Annotated in this window: 17 protein-coding genes; 10 read left to right on the forward strand and 7 right to left on the reverse strand. The window is 61.2% G+C overall.

Annotated features, from left to right (window positions below; translation table 11 throughout):
- The first annotated feature begins 504 nt into the window (after positions 1 to 504).
- Genes FNA46_RS11905 through FNA46_RS11915 form a run of 3 tightly spaced genes read left to right on the forward strand, consistent with a single transcriptional unit; the run spans position 505 to position 5,459 of the window.
- Positions 505 to 1,572, forward strand: coding sequence for an HlyD family secretion protein (locus tag FNA46_RS11905; RefSeq protein ID WP_143125423.1), 1,068 nt, complete (start codon positions 505 to 507; stop codon positions 1,570 to 1,572).
- Positions 1,569 to 4,343, forward strand: coding sequence for a ribosome-associated ATPase/putative transporter RbbA (gene rbbA, locus FNA46_RS11910; RefSeq protein ID WP_143125424.1), 2,775 nt, complete (start codon positions 1,569 to 1,571; stop codon positions 4,341 to 4,343). Before FNA46_RS11905 ends, rbbA begins: the two co-directional genes overlap by 4 nt.
- A 3-nt stretch (positions 4,344 to 4,346) precedes the next feature.
- Positions 4,347 to 5,459, forward strand: coding sequence for an ABC transporter permease (locus tag FNA46_RS11915; RefSeq protein WP_143125425.1), 1,113 nt, complete (start codon positions 4,347 to 4,349; stop codon positions 5,457 to 5,459).
- Here the strand turns inward: FNA46_RS11915 and FNA46_RS11920 are convergent.
- Together FNA46_RS11920 and FNA46_RS11925 are read right to left on the reverse strand one after the other, a co-directional pair.
- Complete coding sequence (locus tag FNA46_RS11920; protein WP_185969824.1) at positions 5,427 to 6,182, reverse strand: glycosyltransferase family 25 protein; 756 nt, start codon at positions 6,180 to 6,182, stop codon at positions 5,427 to 5,429. The genes FNA46_RS11915 and FNA46_RS11920 overlap by 33 nt on opposite strands.
- Before the next feature lie 94 nt (positions 6,183 to 6,276).
- Positions 6,277 to 7,878, reverse strand: a complete 1,602-nt coding sequence (locus tag FNA46_RS11925) for a glycosyltransferase (RefSeq protein WP_185969825.1) — start codon at positions 7,876 to 7,878, stop codon at positions 6,277 to 6,279.
- Here FNA46_RS11925 and FNA46_RS11930 point away from each other — a divergent pair.
- The 6 genes from FNA46_RS11930 (at position 7,872) to FNA46_RS11955 (ending at position 14,507) form a co-directional block, all read left to right on the forward strand.
- Positions 7,872 to 8,993, forward strand: a complete 1,122-nt coding sequence (locus tag FNA46_RS11930) for a glycosyltransferase family 4 protein (RefSeq protein WP_143125428.1) — start codon at positions 7,872 to 7,874, stop codon at positions 8,991 to 8,993. The two genes, FNA46_RS11925 and FNA46_RS11930, sit on opposite strands and share 7 nt — an antisense overlap.
- A gap of 214 nt (positions 8,994 to 9,207) precedes the next feature.
- The gene (locus FNA46_RS11935; RefSeq protein WP_143125429.1) at positions 9,208 to 10,551 is read left to right on the forward strand and encodes an extracellular solute-binding protein; all 1,344 of its coding nucleotides are present in this window, start codon (positions 9,208 to 9,210) and stop codon (positions 10,549 to 10,551) included.
- A gap of 92 nt (positions 10,552 to 10,643) precedes the next feature.
- A complete protein-coding gene (locus FNA46_RS11940; protein ID WP_143125430.1) occupies positions 10,644 to 11,534 on the forward strand; it encodes a carbohydrate ABC transporter permease in 891 nt (296 codons plus the stop codon).
- Between the two features lie 7 nt (positions 11,535 to 11,541).
- The gene (locus FNA46_RS11945) at positions 11,542 to 12,429 is read left to right on the forward strand and encodes an ABC transporter permease subunit (RefSeq protein ID WP_143125431.1); all 888 of its coding nucleotides are present in this window, start codon (positions 11,542 to 11,544) and stop codon (positions 12,427 to 12,429) included.
- 36 nt (positions 12,430 to 12,465) lie between these two features.
- Positions 12,466 to 13,605: a sn-glycerol-3-phosphate import ATP-binding protein UgpC gene (locus tag FNA46_RS11950; RefSeq protein WP_143125432.1), complete on the forward strand. Its 1,140-nt coding sequence runs from the start codon at positions 12,466 to 12,468 to the stop codon at positions 13,603 to 13,605.
- Positions 13,605 to 14,507 carry a sugar phosphate isomerase/epimerase family protein gene (locus FNA46_RS11955; protein ID WP_143125433.1) on the forward strand — a complete coding sequence of 301 codons (903 nt, stop codon included), beginning with the start codon at positions 13,605 to 13,607 and terminating at the stop codon, positions 14,505 to 14,507. Before FNA46_RS11950 ends, FNA46_RS11955 begins: the two co-directional genes overlap by 1 nt.
- Before the next feature lie 48 nt (positions 14,508 to 14,555).
- Here the strand turns inward: FNA46_RS11955 and FNA46_RS11960 are convergent, their stop codons facing one another.
- The 5 genes from FNA46_RS11960 to FNA46_RS11980 form a co-directional block, all read right to left on the reverse strand.
- Positions 14,556 to 14,819: a Nif11-like leader peptide family natural product precursor gene (locus tag FNA46_RS11960; RefSeq protein WP_143125434.1), complete on the reverse strand. Its 264-nt coding sequence runs from the start codon at positions 14,817 to 14,819 to the stop codon at positions 14,556 to 14,558.
- 179 nt (positions 14,820 to 14,998) lie between these two features.
- A complete protein-coding gene (locus FNA46_RS11965) occupies positions 14,999 to 16,033 on the reverse strand; it encodes a helix-turn-helix domain-containing protein (RefSeq protein WP_143125435.1) in 1,035 nt (344 codons plus the stop codon).
- A 276-nt stretch (positions 16,034 to 16,309) separates the two neighbouring features.
- Positions 16,310 to 18,532: a CHASE2 domain-containing protein gene (locus tag FNA46_RS11970; RefSeq protein WP_185969826.1), complete on the reverse strand. Its 2,223-nt coding sequence runs from the start codon at positions 18,530 to 18,532 to the stop codon at positions 16,310 to 16,312.
- A gap of 19 nt (positions 18,533 to 18,551) precedes the next feature.
- Positions 18,552 to 21,119 carry a FecR domain-containing protein gene (locus tag FNA46_RS11975; protein WP_185969827.1) on the reverse strand — a complete coding sequence of 856 codons (2,568 nt, stop codon included), beginning with the start codon at positions 21,117 to 21,119 and terminating at the stop codon, positions 18,552 to 18,554.
- A 1-nt stretch (position 21,120) separates the two neighbouring features.
- On the reverse strand, positions 21,121 to 22,371 hold the full coding sequence (locus FNA46_RS11980) for a tetratricopeptide repeat protein (protein WP_143125438.1): 1,251 nt from the start codon (positions 22,369 to 22,371) through the stop codon (positions 21,121 to 21,123).
- A gap of 28 nt (positions 22,372 to 22,399) precedes the next feature.
- Between FNA46_RS11980 and FNA46_RS26035 the strand changes: the two genes are divergently transcribed.
- Positions 22,400 to 22,555, forward strand: a complete 156-nt coding sequence (locus tag FNA46_RS26035; RefSeq protein ID WP_185969828.1) for a hypothetical protein — start codon at positions 22,400 to 22,402, stop codon at positions 22,553 to 22,555.
- Positions 22,556 to 22,809 lie beyond the last annotated feature (254 nt).

Genomic DNA, 22,809 nt, shown 5'->3' on the forward strand with positions numbered 1-22,809 from the left:
ATCTGCCGCCTCACCGTCAGACGGGATAGCGGCCGTGCCGCTCTGCGCCAGATGGCGGGCAAGATCATATGGGCCGGTCATTGGAGGTGTTGCGTTCATGCCTGACGACATCCGGGAAGAGCAAGGCACTACGTATAATGCTAAAGTAATTGCCTTTTCTAGCGAAAGTTTTCGGCTGATATAACGAAGTGTAATGTGCCTGGTGTATAACTCCTTGGTTGACGGCCCGCGTGTCCTTGTCCGCTATCACTGCCGTGGAGGCCATACTCCTTTTCTCTCAGTCACTTGCTGGTGCGGCGTTCCGCATCGAGGCTCGCAAGGTGTGCTGAACCGGCGATTTTCCGTCTCGAAGTTTTGATTCCGATCAATCGTCACCTTGTTCTCCTCGATTACAGCTGAGGCCAATGAACGCTGCAGAAAGTCGATCGGGACGGCATGGCATCAAGCCCCTGTGCGGTTTCAGACGGCTTGAAAGTTGACGCGCGCTACGCTTCGGAGAGCGATATGAACAACAGGATCACGCGCTGGATTCCCCTTGCCATCGTCGCGGCTGCGGCAGTCGGGGGCTATTACGCATGGATGCGCTTCGAGAAGTCCGATCTGCCGCCCGGTATCGCCTCCGGCAATGGCCGGATCGAAGCGACCGAGGTGGATGTCTCCACCAAGACGGCCGGACGAATTCGCGACATTCTGGCGCAGGAAGGCGATTTTGTGCGGCCCGGTGACGTTCTTGCCAGGATGGATACGCTTCAGCTTGAGGCGCAGCGCCGTCAGGCGGAAGCAACGCTGAGCCAGGCGCTGATCGGTGTCGATACCGCCAGAAGCACGGTCACGCAGCGGCAGGCGGAGCGTGAAGCCGCTGCGGCCACGGTTGCGCAGCGCGAGGCTTCCTTCGACGGTGCTCAACGCAAGCTGACGCGATCCGAGCAACTCGCTTCCTCCAATGTCACCACCCAGCAGGTTCTGGATGACGACCGTTCCAATGCGGAATCCGCGCGGGCGGCGGTGGCGGCCGCAAAGGCGCAGGTGGCAGCCTCGGATGCGGCGATCAGCACCGCGAAGGCTCAGGTCATCCATCAGGAAGCCGCGGTGGAAGCTGCGCGAGCCTCTGTCGCCAGCATCGAGGCCGACCTTGATGACAGCACGTTGAAGGCCGTGCGACCCGGTCGGGTCCAGTACCGGGTGGCGGAGCCGGGTGAAGTGCTGGCGGCTGGTGGTCGGGTGCTCAATCTGGTCGATCTCAGTGATGTCTACATGACCTTTTTCCTGCCGACCGCAGCAGCCGGCCGCGTCGCCATCGGCACAGATGTGCGCATCGTGCTGGATGCTGCGCCGCAATTTGCCATTCCTGCCAAGGTCGCCTTCGTGGCCGATGTCGCTCAGTTCACGCCGAAGACGGTGGAGACGGAGGAAGAACGCCAGAAACTGATGTTCCGCATCAAGGCGCGCATCCCGCAGGCGCTTCTGGAAAAATACATCCAGCAGGTAAAGACCGGCCTTCCGGGCATGGCCTATGTCAGGCTTGATGCCAACGCTGCCTGGCCCGCCACGCTGCCGGGTGTCGTGCAATGACGCTGGCGCCGCAACATGCTGCACTCGCCGCGCCGGTCGCCAGCCTGCAGGGGGTGAGCCACCGGCATGGAAAGACGCTGGCACTCGATGGTGTCCGTCTCGATATTCCCTCTGGCTGCATGGTGGGCGTCATCGGGCCGGACGGGGTGGGGAAATCAACGCTCCTGTCGCTGCTGTCAGGTGTGCAGGTTGTCCAGTCCGGACGCATCCGGGTTCTCGGGGGGGACATCGCCGAGCGCGGGCATCGGGATATGGTCTGCCCCCGTATTGCCTATATGCCGCAGGGGCTGGGCAAGAACCTCTACCCCACGCTTTCCGTCACCGAGAATGTCGATTTCTTTGCCCGCCTCTTCGGACAGGACAGAGAAGAGCGCAGCGAGCGGATCAGCGCACTGTTGCAGCGCACCGGACTTTCGCCTTTCCCGGATCGTCCCGCAGGCAAGTTGTCGGGCGGGATGAAGCAGAAACTCGGTCTTTGCTGCGCCCTGGTGCATGATCCGGATCTGTTGATCCTTGATGAGCCGACCACGGGCGTCGATCCCCTGTCGCGGCGGCAGTTCTGGGAACTGATCGAAGACATCCGTCGCGAGCGCGCCGGTATGAGCGTGATCGTCGCCACGGCCTACATGGAGGAGGCCGAGCGCTTCGACTGGCTCGTGGCGATGGACGGAGGAAAGATTCTGGCCACCGGTACGCCGGCGGAGTTGCGGGCGCGCACCGGCACCGACAATCTGGATTCAGCCTTCATCGCCCTTCTGCCCGAGGACAAGCGCAAGGGGCACACAGACCTCGAGATCCCGCCACCTGCAGACAACCAGGGCACCGACGACGAGGTGGCAATCGAGGCCGAGCATCTGACGATGCGGTTTGGTGATTTCAAGGCCGTCGATGATGTGAGTTTCCGCATCCGGCGGGGTGAAATCTTCGGCTTTCTCGGTTCGAACGGCTGCGGCAAGACGACGACGATGAAGATGCTGACGGGGCTGCTTGCGGCAACGGAGGGAACCGCAAGCCTTTTTGGTAGTCCGGTCGATCCCAAGGATATCGATGTCCGCCGTCGCATCGGTTACATGAGCCAGGCCTTTTCGCTCTACTCGGAGCTGACCGTTCGCCAGAACCTCGATCTGCATGCGCGCCTGTTTCGCATGGCGCCGGACAGGATCGACCAGCGCATCGAGGAGATGCTGCATCGGTTCGGACTGGCCGATGTGGTCCACAGCCTGCCGGACGCGCTGCCGCTCGGCATACGCCAGCGCCTGTCCCTTGCCGTCGCGATGATCCACGCGCCGGATATCCTGATCCTCGATGAGCCAACGTCGGGTGTCGATCCGGTTGCGCGCGACAGTTTCTGGCAGATCCTCGCGGATCTCTCGCGCAAGGACAGGGTCACGATTTTCGTCTCGACGCATTTCATGAACGAAGCCCAGTTGTGCGACCGGATTTCCCTGATGCACGCAGGAAAGGTTCTGGTCAGCGATACGCCGGCGGCGATCGTTGAAAGGCGCGGTGCGGACAATCTGGAAGCCGCCTTCATCGCCTATCTGGAAGATGCGATGGGCGCGGCAAGCAATCGGCCGGCGGAGCAGATTGCTGCTGATCCCGCTCCGGCACCACAGGAGGCACCGGTGCTTCGCCGGAGCGCTTTTGATCTCAGGCGCATGTTTGCCTATACGCAGCGCGAGACGCTGGAACTCCGCCGCGATCCGATCCGCGCCACGCTTGCCATTCTCGGCAGCGTGATCCTGATGTTCGTGATTGGATACGGCATCAATCTGGACGTCGATAATCTGACCTTCGCCGTCCTCGACCGGGATGATACCGCGTTCAGCCATGATTATGCGCTGCAGATCGCGGGATCGCGCTATTTCATCGAGAAGCCACCGATCCGTGACTATCAGGATCTCGATCGGCGCATGCGCAGCGGTGAATTGAGCCTGGCGATCGAGATACCGCCGGGGTTCGGACGCGATGTCGAGCGTGGGCGGGGCAGTGCCCAGATTGCAGCGTGGATCGACGGCGCCATGCCGACGCGCGCCGAGACGGTGCAGGGCTATGTCCAGGGTATTCACGCTGCCTGGCTTCAGGAAAAGGCACGCGCGCTTTACGGGGAATCCGCGAGCCGCGGCAGCTTTCAACTGGCCATCCGTTATCGCTACAATCCGGGCGTCGAAAGTCTGGTTGCCATGGTTCCGGCGGTCATTCCACTGCTATTGATGATGATTCCTGCCATGCTGGCCGCACTCAGCGTGGTGCGCGAGAAGGAGCTCGGGTCGATCATCAATTTCTATGCGACGCCTGTCAGTCGACTTGAATTCCTGCTCGGCAAGCAGATTCCCTATGTCGCGCTGGCGATGATCAACTTCGGGATGCTCGTCGCCTTTGCGGTGATGGTGTTCAGAGTGCCGCTGACCGGTAGCTTCCTGACGCTCGCTCTGGCGGCGCTGATCTACGTGATCAGCGCAACTGGCCTCGGCCTGCTGATCTCCAGCTTCATTCGCTCGCAGATCGCGGCCATCTTCGCGACCGCTCTCATCACGCTCATCCCGGCAGTGCAGTATTCCGGCATGATCGACCCGGTCTCGTCCCTGCAAGGGGCCGGCGCCGTGATCGGGCAGATCTATCCGACGAGCTATTTCGTCACCATTTCGCGCGGCACCTTTTCCAAGGGCCTCGCCTTCGGGGATCTGATCGGCTCCTTCATCCCGCTTCTGTGCGCCGTGCCGGTTCTTCTTGGCCTTGGCACCCTCTTTCTCAAGAAACAGGCGAGCTGAACCATGCGCGCGGCCAATGTTCTTCAACTCGGCATCAAGGAACTGCGTGGCCTGCTGCGCGACCCCGTGATGCTCATCCTCATCGTCTATTCCTTCACGCTGTCGATCTACGCCGCTTCGACGGCCATGCCCGAAAACCTCAACCACGCCGCGATCGCCGTGGTGGATGAGGACCAGTCGCCCGTTTCATCCCGCATCATCACCGCATTCACCCCGCCCTACTTCGTCGTGCCGAAACTTGTCACGCAGCAGGAAATGGACCGGCGGATGGATTCCGGTCTCGAGACCTTCGTTCTCGACATTCCCCCCAATTTCCAGAGGGATCTGCTGGCCGGACGCTCTCCCACCATCCAGCTCAACGTGGATGCAACGCGCATGACGCAGGCCTTTACCGGCGGCGGTTATGTGCAGTCGATCGTGTCTGGAGAAGTGAGCGAGTTTCTGGACGGCTATCGGGGCGCGAGCGCAAGCCCCGTCGATCTCGTCCTGCGCGCCCGTTTCAACCAGCAGCTCGACAAGGGCTGGTTCGGCGCGGTCAACGAGGTGATCCAGTCGGTCACCATGCTGTCGATCATCCTGACGGGGGCGGCGCTCATCCGCGAACGCGAACACGGCACGATCGAGCACCTTCTGGCCATGCCGGTGACACCGACCGAAATCATGCTCGGCAAGGTCTGGTCGATGGGCCTCGTTGTGCTTCTCGCCACCATCTTTTCCCTCGTTGTCGTGGTTCAGGGCTGGCTTGCTGTTCCGATCCAGGGTTCGCTGCTTCTGTTTATGGCGGCGGCCGTGCTGCAATTGTTCGCCACCACCTGCATGGGGATCTTTCTCGCCACAGTGGCCGGTTCCATGCCACAGTTCGGTCTGCTCATGATGCTGATCCTCTTGCCGCTGGAGGTTCTATCGGGAGGGATGACACCGCGCGAAAGCATGCCGCAGATCATTCAGGACATCATGCTGGCGGCGCCGAACACGCATTTCGTCATTCTCGCCCAGTCCGTGCTCTTCCGCGGTGCCGGCCTGTCCGTCGTCTGGCCACAGTTCCTGGCGCTCGCCGTCATCGGCAGCCTGCTGTTTGTCTTTTCACTCCGCCGCTTCCGCAAATTCCTGCGGTAATCCTTGCCGGGCAAACGGGTCTGGAGCGCGGTGCTGCAGCAGATAGCTCGTGCGGTGGCGGTCATACTGTCGCCGTGTGTGCCAGTCCCGATGCAATGTCAGCAGAATGCCTTTCAGAGAGCGCAGGAAATTCCGCTTGCGTGCACCTGTCCGCTCCACATCCAGAAGGCTTCCGCCGAGATCCATGGCAGCTTCGCGGATCGGATTGCCGGGAATGGACCAGATATCGAGGCCGAACTCCCAGAAGAATTTGATATCCTCGTCGACGACGCGGAAGATGTGTTTGCGTGACAAGAGCAATTCGGCCCCCTCGCGGGACAGGAGGTATCCGACAAGGCCGGCACGGGTTCTCTTCCACTTGACGAGTGGCAGGCCGGCGATCTCCACCGATATGCCTTCGTGGCGGGATCGGTCTCGCGGGAAGTCGAAGAGCTTGATCATGTGTCGACCATCGGCCAGCAGTGCCGATGCTTCTGCCACTGCCCTGTGCACCACAGCCGGATCATGAAAACGAAAATCGTCTTCGAGCAAAAGGGCATGGTCCCAGTTCTCCGCCAGCAGGCGTTGCCATCCAAGCCGGTGGGTCGCATAGGCGGCCATTTCGCCACGTGTCGGCATATGCTTGCACCATAAGGCCGCCTTGCGTGTGTCGAAGAGGTGATCGACCTCGGTATCTGTGCCGACGAAGCCGTGGGCCAGATGGACCTGATGTGGTGGGAACAAGGTAGCGGCTTCCGCAAGAGCACTCCTCATCCGTTCCGCCGGCGACCGGCTGCACGTGAGGATGATGACTCCGGTTCGCACCTGGTGCTCTGGGTCATGATGCATCGTGGACAGCCTGTATCTGAGGAAGACCGATTGGGGTCACGCCAAGGTCGCGCGCCAGTTGACCAAATGCCTCTGTCTCGAGAAGGTCGCGATATGGGATTTCCGGGAACATCACGCCTGCCCGGTGCACGTCACCATGGACCAGAAGCACGGTGCCGCCGACACCGTGCAGCGGTACCGCATCAAGATAGCGCAGGTCGTGAAGATGGCGCCTCACCCAGTAGTGCTCTGGAGGTTGCAGGATGCCGCCATTGATATGGCGGTAATACTCGTGATCAGGCGGTTCGCCGACGTCGAGGAAGGCATTCAGGTCATAGCTTGGCCCGTCCTGTCGCAGCACGCAGTCCGGTGTCACGATCTTTGCCCGCGCCGACAACAGGACATCCAGGAGATGGCGCGGCAATCCGACGACATCCGCATCAAGCCACAGAAACCAGTCTGTGTTCAGCGCGAAGGCCTGCCGCAAAAGGTCGTTGCGCGCACGGGCAAGACCGGCACGTCTGTGAAACTGGTAGACCCTGCGCCATCGCCTTGACCGGGGGACGTGGGGTGCGTTGCGATCCGTGCGGACCGTGGCGATGCTGGCGAACGAGCCGGCATGGTCCCGAATCAGGCCCGCAATCACCGAAGCGGTGTCGTCGGTGCTGTCGCCTTCGCCGTAAAGCACATGCAGGCGATCCTTTGGGTAGTCGAGGCCGAGGATCTGCTCCATGTTGCGGACAAGGGTGTCTGCACCGTTGCGTACCGGGATGAGAATGGCGACCTTCGGAGGTTCCGATGCGTCAGGCAGCGGACGTTGGAGGAGATCGATCGCGACGTGCTGCTGGGCGTCGACAAGGGAAAGCCTCGGGCTGTACAGGCGATGCCGCAGCTTTCGGAACTTGGTCACGGTGCGGCGGATGACGTTCGGTGGCGTTTCACGAAACCAGCTGCCGTTCCAGAAGTGCTCCGAAAATCGTCTATCCTTCCAGGCACCGCGTCGATCGCAGCTGCTCACATCTCCGGTCTCTGCAAACAGGTGGGAAGAATGCAGGGCGAAGGCGTCCGTGTCAGGCCACTGAAGCACGGCGGCGGTTAGAAGCAGTGGGCCTGTGGTCTCCAGCACGTCGCCGTCCCGACGGGGATACATACGGACGCAAAGTTCGATGAGCGTGTCCCAGAAAGGATGGCCAGCGGGACTTGCCATGGTGCCGTTGAAGAGCAGGAACGGTAGCCCTCGGCGGGTGGCGTGGTGTTGGCGATCCCGCGGCTCCTCGCACAGGACGATACGGTGGGTGCCGGCGAGTGGTTCCAGCGGAGCAAGACAACGCGTATCGATATCGGCGTAAACGCCGCCGAAACGCTTCAGCAGGCAATAACGGGCAAGATCAGCGCGTTGCACCGGACGGCTGTAGCCGTCGAAGAACGTCAGCAGGTCCGGAAACTCTTCGGCCATGAAAGATCTGAGCGCCGCGTCGTCCCAAAAACGATACTCCCAATCGGGATTCAGCCGTTGCCAACTCTCGGTATCCCCCTTATCCGGAGGCACAGATTTTGTGATCCACGTCTGATGGATGATGCGCGGCACACCTGGCGGTACGGGCAATGACATATTTGCAAGTAATTCTGTCACGAAACGATGATCATGCTTCCGGAAGTGAACTCCGGGACGCGGCGAATTATTCGAACCTATCATCGTTTTCCAGCGTAATTCGTTTCTTTCTCAAGAAGAGTGACGGCGCATCCAGTAAAGGTGACTTATCTGCAACAGTTTTACATCTCAAACGCGAAAGTATCGCGGAGTTGTTGCGCGTCATTGGGGAAACAAATCCGAGAATTCTACTTTTCGAAAGTGTAACTTTGCTGGAGGCTGTCGAGGCCGTGCGTCTGGCCTATCCTGATCTCCGGATAATCCTCGATTTTCATAACGTCGAATCCCGGCTCTACAGGGATATGCGTCTCGCCCGGTGGCCCGCGCCCCTCCGACCTCTGGGGGCTGCTCTTTTGCGGCGGCGCACTGAGAAGGCATTGGAAGCGGACAGGCGCGTTGTGGAACATGCGACGGCTGTCTGGGTCTGCTCGGAGGAGGACCGACGTCTGGTACACGCCTTTGGTGTCGACCGGCCGGTCTTCGTTGTCCCCAACCCCATCCCGGACTGGTGCCTGTCTGCCAGCGATGGCAATGCCGGTAACGGAGGAGACGTCCTTTTTGTCGGGCAGTTGCGCTATGGTCCCAACAAGCTGGCGGTACGCGAACTGGCGACCAGGATCATGCCGAGACTTCAGCGTATGAGGCCAGACGCTGGCCTGCATGTCTGCGGTCGCAATCCCTCCCGAAAGATGCAGAGACTGCTGGCAGGCACAGGCGCGAAGCTGACCGCCAATCCGCGGGATCTGGCTCCGATATATGCTGCGGCCGGCGTCGCGGCCATTCCGCTGCGGCAGGGAGGCGGAACACGGCTGAAGGTGCTGGAAGCTCTGGCGGTCGGCTGCCCGGTCGTCGCGACGGCTAAGGCTGTGGAGGGCCTTGGTCTCGTTCCGGGCCGGCATTATCTGGCGGCCGAGACGCCCGAGGACTTCGCCGAGATGCTGGCTCGCGTGCTGGCAGATGCGGGTCTCGCCGCGGATTTACGGGAGGCGGGTCGGACCTTTGTCCTGTCTAACTACGGCGACGGTGTGCGGTGTGAGACGGTCCGGCAGGCCGTTGTCGCCATGCGGGAGGTCTGACGCTGTACAAGCAGCGACGGGTTGCCGGCCAGCGGCTGCGATACCGCCTGTGCCGGCCTCGTCTGCCGGCTGATCTGTCATCGAACTGGAAGAAAAACTTCACGATCGCGTCACCGATCCGTGGCCCAGCCATCACAAATGCCCGCTACACCGCCCCCTGATTTCCGGGGGACAAAAGCCGGAAAGTCATTTTCCGAAACGAGGGCATTTTGCGATGAAACTCTTTGTTCTGAAGACGGCGCTTGCCGGTCTGATGGCCGCGACCACGCTGGGCGTTGCGCCGGCCTTTGCCGAGAAGACGAAGTTTGAATTCTGGTACGGCCTGAGCGGCGATCTCGGTGACCGCGTTCAGGATGCCTGCAAGAAGTTCAATGACAGCCAGAGCGATTTCGAAATCCTCTGCACGTCCCAGAACGGTTACGACACCACGCTGCAGAACACGATTGCCGCCTACCGCGCCAAGAAACAGCCGGCCATCACCCAGATCTACGACGCCGGCACGCTCGACCTGATGCTGTCCAAGGCCTTCATCCCGGCCAAGCAGCTGATGGCCGACAACGGCTACAAGATCGACTGGAACAACTATTTCGGTGGCATCGCAAACTATTATGCCACGGCAGCCGGCGAGTTGCAGTCCTTCCCGTTCAACTCCTCGACCGCGATGTTCTATTACAATGTCAGCGCCTTCGAGAAGGCCGGCATCGACTTCAAGCCGGACACCTGGGAACATGTCGAGGAAGCCGCCCGCAAGCTGAAGGCCGCCGGCTTCGAATGCCCGCTCGGCTTCAACTTCGACACCTGGCCGCTGCTCGAGCAGTTCTCCGCCATCCACAACCAGCCGCTTGCCACCAAGGCCAACGGCTATGAAGGGCTCGATACGGAAGTCGTCTTCAACAAGACGAAGTTCGTCGATCACGTGAAGTTCTTCAAGAAGATGCAGGACGAGAAGCTGTTCGTCGTCAAGACCAAGCAGCTTGGTATGGATATCGTTCCGGCCTTCACCTCGCAGACCTGCCAGATGATCCAGACCTCCGTTGCCGATCACGGCACCGTTGGCAAGACGCTGCCGGAAGGCGTGAAGTGGGATGTCGCGATGCTGCCGGTCTGGAAGGGCACGGAGCGCAAGAACTCGCTCGTCGGCGGCGCGTCGCTGTGGGTCATGGCCGGTCGCCCGGCTGCCGAGTACAAGGGCGCTGCCGCCTTCCTCAACTTCCTCGCCCAGCCCGACATGGTTCAGTGGTGGTCGACGGTTACAGGCTACATCCCGGTCACCAAGACCGGCTTCGATGCCATGAAGGCCAACGGTTTCTACGACAAGGCTCCCTACAAGGGCCGCGAACTGGCGATTGCCAGCCTGACCTACACGCCGACCTCGGAAAACACCCGCGGCATCCGTCTCGGCAGCTTCACCCAGATCCGCAAGGAAGTCTCGACGTCCCTCGAAGCGATCTTCATGCAGAACGCTGACGTTCAGAAGGAACTGGATCAGGCCGCCGAACGCAGCAACGCCATCCTGCGCCGTTTCGAGAAGACCTATGCCGGTCAGAAACTGAACTGATCGATTGCGATCGCCGAGTGCCCCGCGGCCAGCGGGTTGTGACCTGAGGGTCGCGGGGCATTCCCTCTCCTCGAGAGCGTTCTGGTCCATTCATGGAAAAACGTGCTGTCTTCAAAAGCTGGTGGCTGCCGATCGTCTTCGCCCTGCCGCAGCTTCTCCTGATCCTCTGCTTCTTTTACTGGCCGGTCGCGGCCGTCGTGAACTGGGCCTTTACCCTGGAGCCGCCGTTTGGGGGACCGGCCGAATTCGTCGGATTTGCCAATTTCCAGGAGGCGTTTGCGGATCCGTTCTACTGGAATTCGGTGGTCGTCAGCCTCATCTTCGCGATCGTCGGTCCGCTGTTTGCCATCTCCATCGGCCTCGTTCTGGCCATTGCGGTCGATCGGCAGCTGCCGGGCTCGGGCTTCTTCCGCTTTCTATACATCCTGCCCTACGCGATCGCAGGGCCCGCGGCGGGTATGGCCTTCCGTTTCATCCTGTCGCCGGAGCGTGGGCTCGCCGCGTCGCTCAACGCGATGTGGCCGGATATCTGGAACCCTGCCAAATATGGCGAGCATGCGCTGGCACTGGTCATCATCATCTTCATCTGGAAGTGGTCGGGCTACACCTTCATCTTCCTGCTGGCCGGTCTCCAATCGGTGCCGCGCGCCTTGGGCGAGGCCGCTGCCATGGATGGGGCCGGTCCCTTCCGCCGTGCGATCGACGTACAGGTGCCGCTGCTGGCCCCGACCCTGTTCTTCCTGCTGGTCACCATGATGACGGAAGGCTTCGTCGGTGCCGACACCTTCGGCATCGTGCATGCCGTGACGGAAGGCGGCCCGAACCACGGCACGGAAGTCATGGTCTATCGGATCGTCGACGAAGCCTTCAAGGGACTGAACTATTCCGGCGCCTCGGCCCAGAGCATCATCCTGATCGGCCTCATCATGATCTTCACCTTCATCCAGTTCCGCTTCGTCGAGAAGCGCGTGCATTACAAGTGAGGGCGGCATGATCCAGCGCACCCCCGTCGCCAATGCCGTAACCTATGCCATCATGGTCTTCGGCTTCATCCTGCTGATCGGTCCCTTCCTTGTGATCATCGCTGGGGCCAGCCAGACCATGCAGCAGGTCAACGCCATTCCCTTCAGCTTCCTGCCGGACAACCAGTTCCTGACCAATGCGGCACAGGCCTGGAAGCGGGCCGATCTCGGTACCGCCATGACCAACAGCCTCATCATGGCGGTGCTGGTGACGGCCGGCAAGGTGGCGCTGTCGGCCTTCACGGCCTTCGCCATCGTCTTCTTCCGCTCGCCGCTGAAGCACGTGTTCTTCTGGAGCGTGTTCATCACGCTGATGCTGCCGCTCGAGGTCCGCGTCGTTCCGACCTATGCCGTCGCGGCCGACCTGCTGCAGCCGGTGAAATCCATCCTGTCGCTGTTCGGCGGCATTCAGATCGGCATCGACTGGAACCTGTTGAACTCCTACACCGGCCTCACCCTGCCGCTGATCGCAACCGCCACCGGCACCTTCCTCTACCGCCAGTTCTTCATGACGCTGCCGGACGAGCTGGCGGAAGCGGCGCGCATGGACGGTTCCGGCCCGGTGCGCTTCTTCTTCGACATGCTGCTGCCGCTCTCGCGCACCAACATGCTGGCGCTGACGACCATCATGTTCGTCTATGGCTGGAACCAGTATCTGTGGCCGCTGCTGATGGTCACGGACCCTTCCTATAAGACGGTGATGATGTCGCTGCGCTCCCTGCTGCCCGCCGACAACGGCACACCGGACTGGAATGTCACGCTGGCCGGCTCCCTGCTCATCATGCTGCCGCCGCTGATCGTCGTCGGCGTGCTGCAGCGCTGGTTCGTCCGCGGTCTGGTGGCCACCGAAAAGTGACGCCGTATCCGGCCCCCGAAAATAAGGTTTGAAACTATGGCAGACATCGCTATTCGCGCCGTACGCAAGAGCTACGGCAAGACCCCTGCCCTGCATGGCGTCGATCTCTTCTTCGCCTCCGGCGAATTCGTCGTGATCCTTGGTCCGTCCGGCTGCGGCAAGTCAACGCTTCTGCGCATGATCGCCGGTCTCGAAGACATCACCGGCGGCGAGATCGCCATCGACGGTCGCGTCGTCAACCGGCTGGAACCGCGCGAGCGCGGCTGCGCCATGGTCTTCCAGAATTATGCGCTCTACCCGCACATGTCGGTGGCCGGCAATATCGGCTATGCGCTGAAGGTTTCCGGCGTGCCGAAGGCGGAGCGGGAGCGCCGTATTGCGGAGACTGCGAAGATCGTCGGCCTTCAGGATTACCTGGCGCGTAGGCCGGCAGCCCTGTCCGGCGGCCAGCGCCAGCGCGTTGCCATGGCACGCGCCATCATCCGCGAGCCGAAGGTGTTTCTCTTCGATGAACCGCTCTCGAACCTCGACGCGAAGCTGCGCATCTCCATGCGCGCCGAAATCCGCAAGCTGCACCAGCGTCTCTCGGCCACCTCCGTCTTCGTGACGCACGATCAGGTCGAAGCCATGACGCTTGCCGACCGGCTGGTGGTGATGAATCGCGGCCATGTGGAGCAGGTGGGCCGTCCGCTGGAGATCTACCACCGCCCGGCCAGCACCTTCGTTGCCTCCTTCATCGGCGCGCCGGCCATGAACCTTGTGCGCAGCCGCGTCGAGGTGGAAAGCGCCGGCATTCGCTTCGGTGGCGCGATGGTGGCGATCGATCCTGCCTTTGCCGCAAAACTGCGCGGGCAGGATGTGACCGTCGGTATCCGGCCGGAACATTGCTGCCTTGCCGCACCGGGCGATGGCGGCGTTGAAGCCCGCGTCGACTTTATCGAGGAACTCGGCGTCGGCCGCGTCGCCTATTGCGAGGTGGACGGCCTGCCCTTTGCCATTTCGCTGGACGATCATACAGTGGTGGCGGCAGGCGACAGCCTGTTCCTCACCCTGCCGAGCGAACACCTGCATTTTTTCGACATCGAATCCGGCCGCCGCATCGAGACGGATGCGGCCGCACCGGTTGCGGCACCGGCCGCGAGCCAGCATTCCGAACAGACCATGGGAGTCCATTGATGAACGAGATCATTTCAGCCATCGGCTTTTGCAACCGCACGGGCCATGGTGACCTTTCGGTTCTCGACGCGTCGCTGCGCGAGATCGCCGATACCGGTGCCGATGCCTGCGAGATCGGCATTTATGCCGAGGAAATCGTGTCCGGCGGCCGCATCATCGAGGATCGCACGCGCCGGGTGGAGGAGATCGTGCGCGCCTACGGCTTCAAGAAGCTGTCGCTGCACGGGCAGATCTCGTCCAACTTCATGGATCGCCAGCACCTCGCCCTGCAAAAGAAGGTGGTGCGCGCCATGCTTGAGCTCTGCAATCGCCTGGGCGCCGGCATTCTGGTGCACCATTCCGGTGCTGCACAACTCGCCGAGGGCGAAAACGGCGCGGATCTCGATCTGATGGAACGCGAGGCGCTGTCCGAGATGGCCGACGTCGCCAAGGGCTACGGCGTGCGCATTGCGCTGGAAAACATCTTTACGACCGAAAGCGGGCAGTATCGCCAGACGCCGAGCCAGGTGGCGGAAACGGTGCGCGCCGTTGGCCACGACAACGTGGTGGCGCTGATCGACTTCAGCCATGCCTATATCGAATCCACGTTCAAGCAGCTCGACTTCCGTGAGGAACTGCGTGCCATGGCACCCGTGACCGGCCATCTTCACGTGCATGACAGTTTCGGCCTGCCCTATACGATGGACAAGTTTTTCCATCCGGCCGAGGCGACAGCGCTCGGGATCGGCGACCTGCATCTGCCGCTCGGCTGGGGTGACATCGCCTGGGACGAGATCTTTGCGGAACTGACCTTCCTGCCGGACACGATGCTGATCATGGAAATCGATTCACACCGTTTCAAGGACCAGCAGCCGGGCTGCCTGTCACGCGCACGCAACCTTGCAACCCTCATCGGGCGCTGAGCAGGGCTGTCATGTCAAGCCGGGGCGGCAACCGCCCCGGCGGTCTTATCAGTCGTTGAGGGCGACCTGCGCCAGGGGCACGGGCGAGCCGGCAACGACGGTGGTGCAGGCAATCGATGCCATCTGTTTTTGCAGCGCGTCATGGGCGGCAAGCGTGACCGACAGTTCCTCCTCGGAGAAGGAATAGCCAGCCCGCTTGCCCGCCGCCACGACGGCAGCTGTCCCCTGCTGCATCGCGACGGAAATACGGGCTTCCAGCGCACGATCCTTGCGCAGTCGCATACAAAACTGTTGCAGGTCACTGAAGCTCATGCGGAGAGTTCCTTGGGCAGGATAGTCAAATATCGTCCTATTTCGTCATGCACATAATCATCGTAACACAGATGGTGACTGTAACGTTACAGCACCAGAAGAAAAGATGCTGTCTAAGATATGGGACAAATTTCAGCAAATTTGGGACATCCTGAGCCTTTCCGGGCGCCGCGATACACTCAGGTCGTTCTGCGCAATCCCTCCAGCCAGTGCTGCATCCAGTTGTCGCTGTCTGATTCGAGATCGGTTTTCAGGCGAATGCCGGCTTCCGCATTGCGGATCGCATCGCTCGGCCGTATGCCGTAATGCTGCTGGAAGGCGCGTGAAAAGGCGTTCTCGCTTGGAAATCCGGTGGAATAGGCGAGCTTGGCGACAGAGCCACGTGCCGTTCCGACCGATGTCAGCTTCAGATAGGCAAGCTTGAGGCGTCGTTCGCGTATGTAGTTTGCGATGCCGCCGACCGGTTCGAACAGACGATAGAGTGCCGATCGCGACAGGGCAAAATGGCGCATGATCATCTCGGGTGACAGCGCGGGGTTGGTCACGTTGCGTTCGATGAACAGCTGGATGGTCTGCAGGTTGATGTCCATCAGTGTTTCACGCTCCGCGGCGACTGCGGCGGAGAAGCTGCTGGAGACCAGAACCGATGCGACTTCCGCGGCGAGCCGACCTTCCGCGCCGGCAAGGCGCGGGGCGACCTTGGCCATCGACATCATGTGTTCACCGAGCAGAATGCCGAGTGTCGAATCGCCCATGACGCGTGAACCATGCATCTCGTCGATCACCCGTGGCGTCAGCCGCAACAGGGACCGCGGCAGCACGAGGCTGATGATGTCCATGTCGCTCGTCTGGCTCTGCATCGGGCGGCTGAGGTCGAAACAGACAATGTCTCCGCGCACCCCCTTCGCTACACCGCCATCGGCATCATAGGCACATTCGCCACCGACATAGAGCTGGATCAGGAGATGATCGACGCCTGTGGCAGCAACCAGTTCGCGCGTCCGGCGGAATGACTGGGCGGTTGTCGAAGATTTCCCGATGAGGAAATAGCCGAGATTGTAGCTGACGAGGTCAGCCCGGAAGTTTTCCAGTTCGTCCTTTGATGGCCTTGCCTCGAACAGACTTGAGACGCCCGCTCGCCAGTATTCGAAATTCTCATCACGGCTCAGCTCATGCGAGCGGATGACCTGATGTTCGATTGTATCCGTTGTCAAACGAAGTCCCCAGATCGTCTCGTTGTTCACCGGATGCGGCTTTGCAACCCAATCATTTGCCGACCGGCACCGTCAGGTCGAGGCTCTACATTGCCGACGACTAAAAAAACGCAAAATATGTGATGACAAATAAGACAATGCCGCAAATATCGCAATTCGTTGCGCGGGTCACGTGATGCAGGACGGCTATCGTTATCACACGTCTCTGTGATTTGGTGGTCATTGGCTATCGTGGCAGGTCAGGCTCGGGTCGCAAAGAAAGCAGAGCCTTGCAATCTATTTGGTCCGCGCCGTGTAGACACCGTCCCAGGTCTGGCCCGGCGGATATGCCCGCAACTCCTCCAGCCTCTGTGCATAGAGCGCGTAGAGGCCTTGCAGTTCGGCTGGTGCCCCCTGCCGTAAGGAGACAAGGCGGGTGTTCGCCTCGGAAAAATCACCCCGGCGATAATGGTCGAGAAAAGCGTCGTGTCGCTCGGCAAGCGCTTGAAAGATTTGGCTTGTGGCGACCGTCTCATCGCCGACCAGGGCATAGAGGCGTACGGGCGCGGCGCGGCCCTTGACGCGTACGTTGTCGATCTCGAGGAAGGCAAGTGAAGGTACCGCCTGGCGTGTGAAATCGCTGACGGCGATCGTCACGCCATAGAGCTTGGTGAGCCCTTCGATGCGCGAAGCGAGGTTGATGCTGTCGCCCAGCGCGGAATAGCTGAAGCGCTGGGCGGAACCGAGATTGCCAACACAGGCCTCACCGCTGTTGAGACCTATGCCGATCCTGATCGGTTCCTGCCGGCTGGCATTCAGTAACTCGACCGCCTTGACCATGTCGAGGGCGGCGCGACAAGCCTTCTCTTCGTGCCCCTCGATATCGAGCGGCGCATTCCAGAACGCCATGATCGCGTCGCCGATATATTTGTCGATCGTGGCCTCGCGTCGCAAAAGGACATCGGTCAGCGGCGTCAGGAAAGAGTTGATGAGGCTGGTCAGCGTCTGCGGATCCATGCCTTCGGACAGGGTCGTGAAGCCGCGGATATCGGAAAACATCACGGTAAGGCGGCGCGTTTCTCCGCCAAGTTCGAGAGCGGATGGTTCACGAGCCAGCCGTTCCACCAGAGCCGGTGCGAGATAGCGGCCGAATGCGCCTTTCACGATTCTCTTTTCCCGGTTTTCGAGCGCGAGCCTCAGCGGTGTCAGCAGCAGAAACACGATAACGAGTGTCACCACCGCGCCGACAGGATCGAGAATCAGGGAGAGTCGCGTGAAGGCGATCCACGACATGGCGACCAGACCGGTGATCAGGCCGGCCAGCATCATGGCGCTGGCGAGCGCGCCGTTGCGGGTTGCGATAAGGATCAGCATCAGACCACAAAGCAGCGTGACAAGGAGCAGAGTGCCATGTGCCCAGTCCGGTTCCTGCAGAAAGGCACCGGCGATGATCTGGTCGATGATTTCGGCATGCACCGTCACGCCCGGCATGGCGGCGGCCACGGGCGTGGCAACAATATCGCGCAGTCCCACTGCGCTGGTGCCGACAAGCACGATGCGGCCTTCCACGGCCTGGCGAATTCGAGCCGTGTTGGTATCTTCCAGCAGATCGGCGGCCGACAGGGTCGTCATCTGCGGCATGCCGGAGAAATAGAGCCGCATGCGCCCATCGGCTGCTGTCGGCACGTCCAGCGCACCCACCCGGAGGCTGGTCATGCCGTGGCTACCGCCTCCCCCTTCCCCGCTTGCATCGTTGCCGCGCAGGGCAAAGCCCTGAGCGCCCTGGGCAATTCTCAGGCTTTCCACGGCAAGAGCGGGATAGATCTGGCCGTTTGCGACGGCCGCAAGCGGCATGCTGCGGATGACATTGTCGGCGCTCGGACTGAACGAGAAGAAGCCGGCACCGGGCGCGGCCTTGTGCAGCACCTCGATATTACGAACGGCACCGGTAAATGGCGGCAGATAGAAACGGGGATCGCTGCCACCATAGGCAAAGCCTGCCTTGGCCGCATTGGGGGCAAGGTGGCTTTCGTCCGTCAGGGCGAAGCCGAGCACGGAGGGACTTGCAGAAAGCGCTGCGGCAAGGATGTTGTCATTATCCAGTGGCTCGCCGCCTTCTGGAAGCGTGATGCCGACACCACGCCGGCGCAGATCCTCCACGGCGCGTGCGGGCGACAGCCGATCCGGCTCGGAAAAGACGATGTCGAAGCCAATCGCAGCAGCGCCGAGCAGTTGCAGCCGATTGACCATGCGCGCGATCACCGCGCGGGACCATGGCCATTGTCCAAGTCTGTCGATGGAGGTCTCGTCGATATCCACCACCACCACAGGCGGATCGGTTGCAGGGCGAGGATGCAGTTGCTGATAGGTATCGAAAAGCTGATTGCTAAGGACAGCCGTAACGGACGGGTCGGCGCGCAGAAAGCCGAGACACGTCATCAGAACGCAGAAACCCGCCAGCGCTGTCAGCGCTGGCGGGGGAAATCGGTGTTTCCGCCTGAGGGAGACCGGTGATTTCATGCGTTCCGGTATCCGCAGGTCAATTTCGGTTGCCGCCGAAGATGCCCGAGGCCGACCAGCCCGATGCGGATGTGGCGAAGGATCCCATGATGCCCTGTGCGGTCGTGGCGCCATTGTTGACGAAGGAGCCCGTCAGCGCGGTTGCACCATTGGTTCCGGTGAACGTCGACGATGAGGCGAAACTGACATTGCTGTCGAACGCATGACCATCGAAATTGCTGACGGCCACGTTGCCGGTGCGGGCGCCGAAATCCATGGTCGCCGACATGTTTCCGGTGGCAATATACTGGCTGGAGCCGGAAAGAACGGTGCCAACGGCATGGCCGGTATAGGTCGCCTGACCGCTTGAGGGCATGGCGACATTGGCCGTGATATCGCCGATCACCCAGTTCCCCATATGGGCGTTCTGTGTGTAACCGTCGCTGACATCGGCAGAGCCCCACCAACCCCAGCTCATGTAGGCGCACTGGCAAAGCTCGGCAGAGGTGCCGCCATCGAAGATCTTCGCCGGCACCGTCTTGGCGCTGACCACATAGTTGCGATTGTTCGCTCCCGCGGAGGCAAAGTTTTGGTCATCGACATAGACGGCGCCGCCATAGGCGTCGGTGAAGCCGATTTCGTCGTTGTACGGGTTGCTGTCCGTGTCGAACCGCTGGAACGTTGCGCTGAAGGTGCCGCGATCACCATTGAAGCTGAACGAGGATGTTCCGGATTTGAGCGTGGTGACATTGTCGCGGGTAATCGCAATGGCCGAATAGCCCTTGATCGTCTGTCCTGCATAGCTGCGGGCGGCATTCGTATCGATCGAGGTCAGGCTGGCCACATGCGTCGTCGAGAAGTCGCCACCGGTTGGCGCCATGGCGTTGTGGTTGCCTTCGTCGTGATAGGATGAGGCGTTGCTGCCGATGGCATTGGTGAGAACCATATAGTCCCCGTTGGCGCCGAACACGCCGGAGCCACCATCGGCAACCGGGGCGCTCGCAACCTCTCCGGAATAGGAGGTTGAGCCATCGCTGGCATCAAGCCGGTCGCTGCCGCCGCGTTGACCGGTAAAGCCGTAGGCGGTGCCAGACCCCGACATTTCGCCGGTCATGATGCCGATCGCACTTTTCTGGCTCGCTCCTGTTCCGTCGATTGCCAGCCAGGCCTGCAGGCCGCGCGCTGTCGTGGACGGGAAGCCGAAATCATCAGGCGTGCCTGTCATCAGCAGGTCGCTGGAGACGGCACCGCTGAGATTGAGGGAGGCAAGCCGCGTGGCATCGGCGAAGGGAATGGTGGTTCCCGAACCGGTGACGAGGCCGGTCAGCGGATCGGCGGTCAGGGCGTAATGGCGGGTGCCCGACGTGGAAAACACGCTTGGAACATTTGGCGTTGCGGTGCCGGAGATGATGTAGAGCGGATCGGTTCCCTGCGAAAGAAGATAGGCACGGAAGCCATCGCGACCGACATAGGCGTTGCCGGTGTAGGTACCGTTGCCCGTGGTGACGCTGACAGGGTTGACAGTGAGCCCGGTGCTATCGGCAAAGATCGGCAGGCTGAGGGTGCTGTTATCACTCAGCGTGGCGGTGCCGGTGCTGCCCTCGTTGCCGGCGAGCGTGCCTGTTCGTTCGCTGCCGGCGTCGCCGCCGATGATGCCGTCGCCACTTCCGGGTGTGCGCAGCGTCAGCACGCGCACACTGTCAGAGCGCGGCACAGTGACGACCACCGGACGCGCGGCATTTTCAACCGCTGCGTTCCGTGCTTCCGAGGCAGCGACGACACCCGGCAGACCGTCCGGCCGGGACACGGGCACAGGCACGTTATAGGGAATGGGACTTGCCGAATTGTGCCGCTCGATTCCGCTGTCTGCCACCTGCTGGTCATTTGGCGGCACGCGAACTCCGCCATGCGTGCCGTCGCGGCCGGCCAGCCGATCCTGCATGTCTTGCAGGAATGTTTCCGGCGTCCGGGTCTCGTAGCGTCGGTCGCCATCGACGACGATCGAATAGCCCGCCTGGAAGATTCGGTTGGACAGGCCGCCGGAGGTCAGAACGACCTCGCGACCGAAGATCATCGATACATGCGGCGGGTTCCTGCGTTCACCATTTTTGCCTTTGCGACCACGTTCGTCGCGTGGCAGCTGTTGGCCGATATTGCCGAGGTCGATGTCCACCACGGCGCCACGGATTCCGGCCGTTCCGATCGGGGTGCGGATGGTTGCGCCATCCTCGGTCTTGGACGTGCGTCCGCCGATGAAGCGCATGAAGCCCTTGGAGAGGCTTGCGGAAACCTTGGCGGTGCCCGCTGCCGGATCATAGACGAAGTTGTCGATGGTGAGGCTTGAATTCGGACCGACGGTGAAGGCGGTACCATCGGCGAGCAGGATCTGCACAAGGCCGATATTGCTGGTGTTGATCACCTGATTGTGGATGACCTCATCGCCGATCGCTATCGTCTTGGTGATGCCGCCCTGCAAGCGGGCGCTGGCATCCTGGTTGACGGCGCTGGTGACGCCGACACGGTTCGATACCTCGGCTGCGGCAAGACCCGGTAGGGAGGTCAGCACAAGACTGGTGGCGGCAAGGAAACGATGACGGATCTTGACCATGTCAGAAGACCTTCTTGAGCCCGAGGCTGATCGTGGCATTGTCGAATTCGCTCGTATCGTAATTGGACCAGGACTTCTGATAGCTGGCCTGGATCTGCGCAGCCCAGGTCTTGTCCAGCGGAATGGTCTGGGTGACGTTGATCGACCATTTGGTGGTCGATTGCGTCTCGCTGCTGATCATCGGATCCGCATCGTCGTAATGGCGTTGCGAGACCTGGGTGGAGACGCCGAAATTCCAGAGACCCGGGAGTGCGACGATCGGGCTGTCGAAATCGATCGAGGCGCCGACGACAGCGGCATACTGCCAGTATGCATTGCTTGCGACATCCGCATCGAAGCGGTCTATGATGCCGGAAACGCCGAGGCTGAGGCTGCTGGTCAGGCGGAAGGTGCTCAGCAACTGCGCCTGGAACCGGTCGCCGGTCTTTTCATCCAGACGCGGATGATCTGCAGAGTTGTAGTAGGTCTCGTGGCGATATTCGCTGCGCAGACCGTAGAACACGTCATCGGACGCGCGCACGCCAAGCAGTGCTCCGGCACCCAGGACCGACGTCAGTGGATCGCCGGACAGGATGCCGCCGCCGGCGATGCCATACAGATCCAGCGAATAGCCTTCCCAGCCGAAACGGTTGAGATCAAAGGAAGGGCCTGCTGCCAGTTCCGCATAGGCCAGATTGAGATCGTGCCGGTCGCGATAGGCTTCGGCGTAGGTGCGCAGGTTCACCTTGAACTTTTCCCCCTGCCCGGGAAGGTCGAACAGGGCGGTGAAATCACCCGTCAGGAAGCCATTGGTGTCGGCCGTCTTGCGTGCATTGTCCGACAGCACGTAGTCGAGCCCGTTCAGCGTGACGAACTGGGAGCTTGGACCGCTGTTGGCATTGCTCTGGTAACGCAGACCGGTGGTGACGGAACCGGCAAACACACTGGTTTGTGTGTTGCGCTCGATTGCCTCAAGGTATTCGTTGACCTTGTCGCGCACCTTCGGCGGAACGTTGGTCCCGGATGCCGCCGCCTTGAAATAGGTTTCCGCCGTCGCATAGGCACCCAGCCGGAAATAGAGCACGCCGAGCTCCAGCTGCAGGCGCGGCAGTCCCGGTGCGAAGATCAGCATGCGCTCGAGCGTTGCGATTGCTCCCTCGAGATCGCCCACCTGGGACGAGAGTGCTGCATATTCGAATGCCACATCCAGATTGCCTGGCTTATCCAGCATCTGCTGAAACAGCACCTTGCGTCGCGCTTCGATCTTCTCCACGTCGGCGTTTGCTGCGCGCGGCGGCCGGTTGAAGTCCGACGAAGCCGCCTGGGCCCAAGACGGCGCCATGACTGCCGGCGTGCAAACACTTGCGCAGACGACCGCGCCGCAAATCCATCTGGAAAGCGTACTGACTGAAATCATTGTCCTGACCGAGAATCCCCATGCCCTGACCGGCATTTAACATAAGCGGCCGAGACATGAGGAGGAATCAGAGGTTTAGCAAAGGCGCAATTTCGTCCCAGACTAGTCGCTTTTCGTCCCGCTGCCTCGACCGGTGCGATGAGGCTGCAGATCTGGCCGTGGATGATGGTGCTGATCAGGCAAAAGGGGGATGGGCGGCGATCCGCCCGGGAAACAGGCGTTTTGCCGATCTGCGGGCGGTGGGCGGTGGCTGCAACGGGCAGCAGATTTGCTGGTCCGAGCCTCGCCACAATC

Source organism: Affinirhizobium straminoryzae (assembly GCF_007004135.1).
Classification (GTDB): domain Bacteria; phylum Pseudomonadota; class Alphaproteobacteria; order Rhizobiales; family Rhizobiaceae; genus Neorhizobium; species Neorhizobium straminoryzae.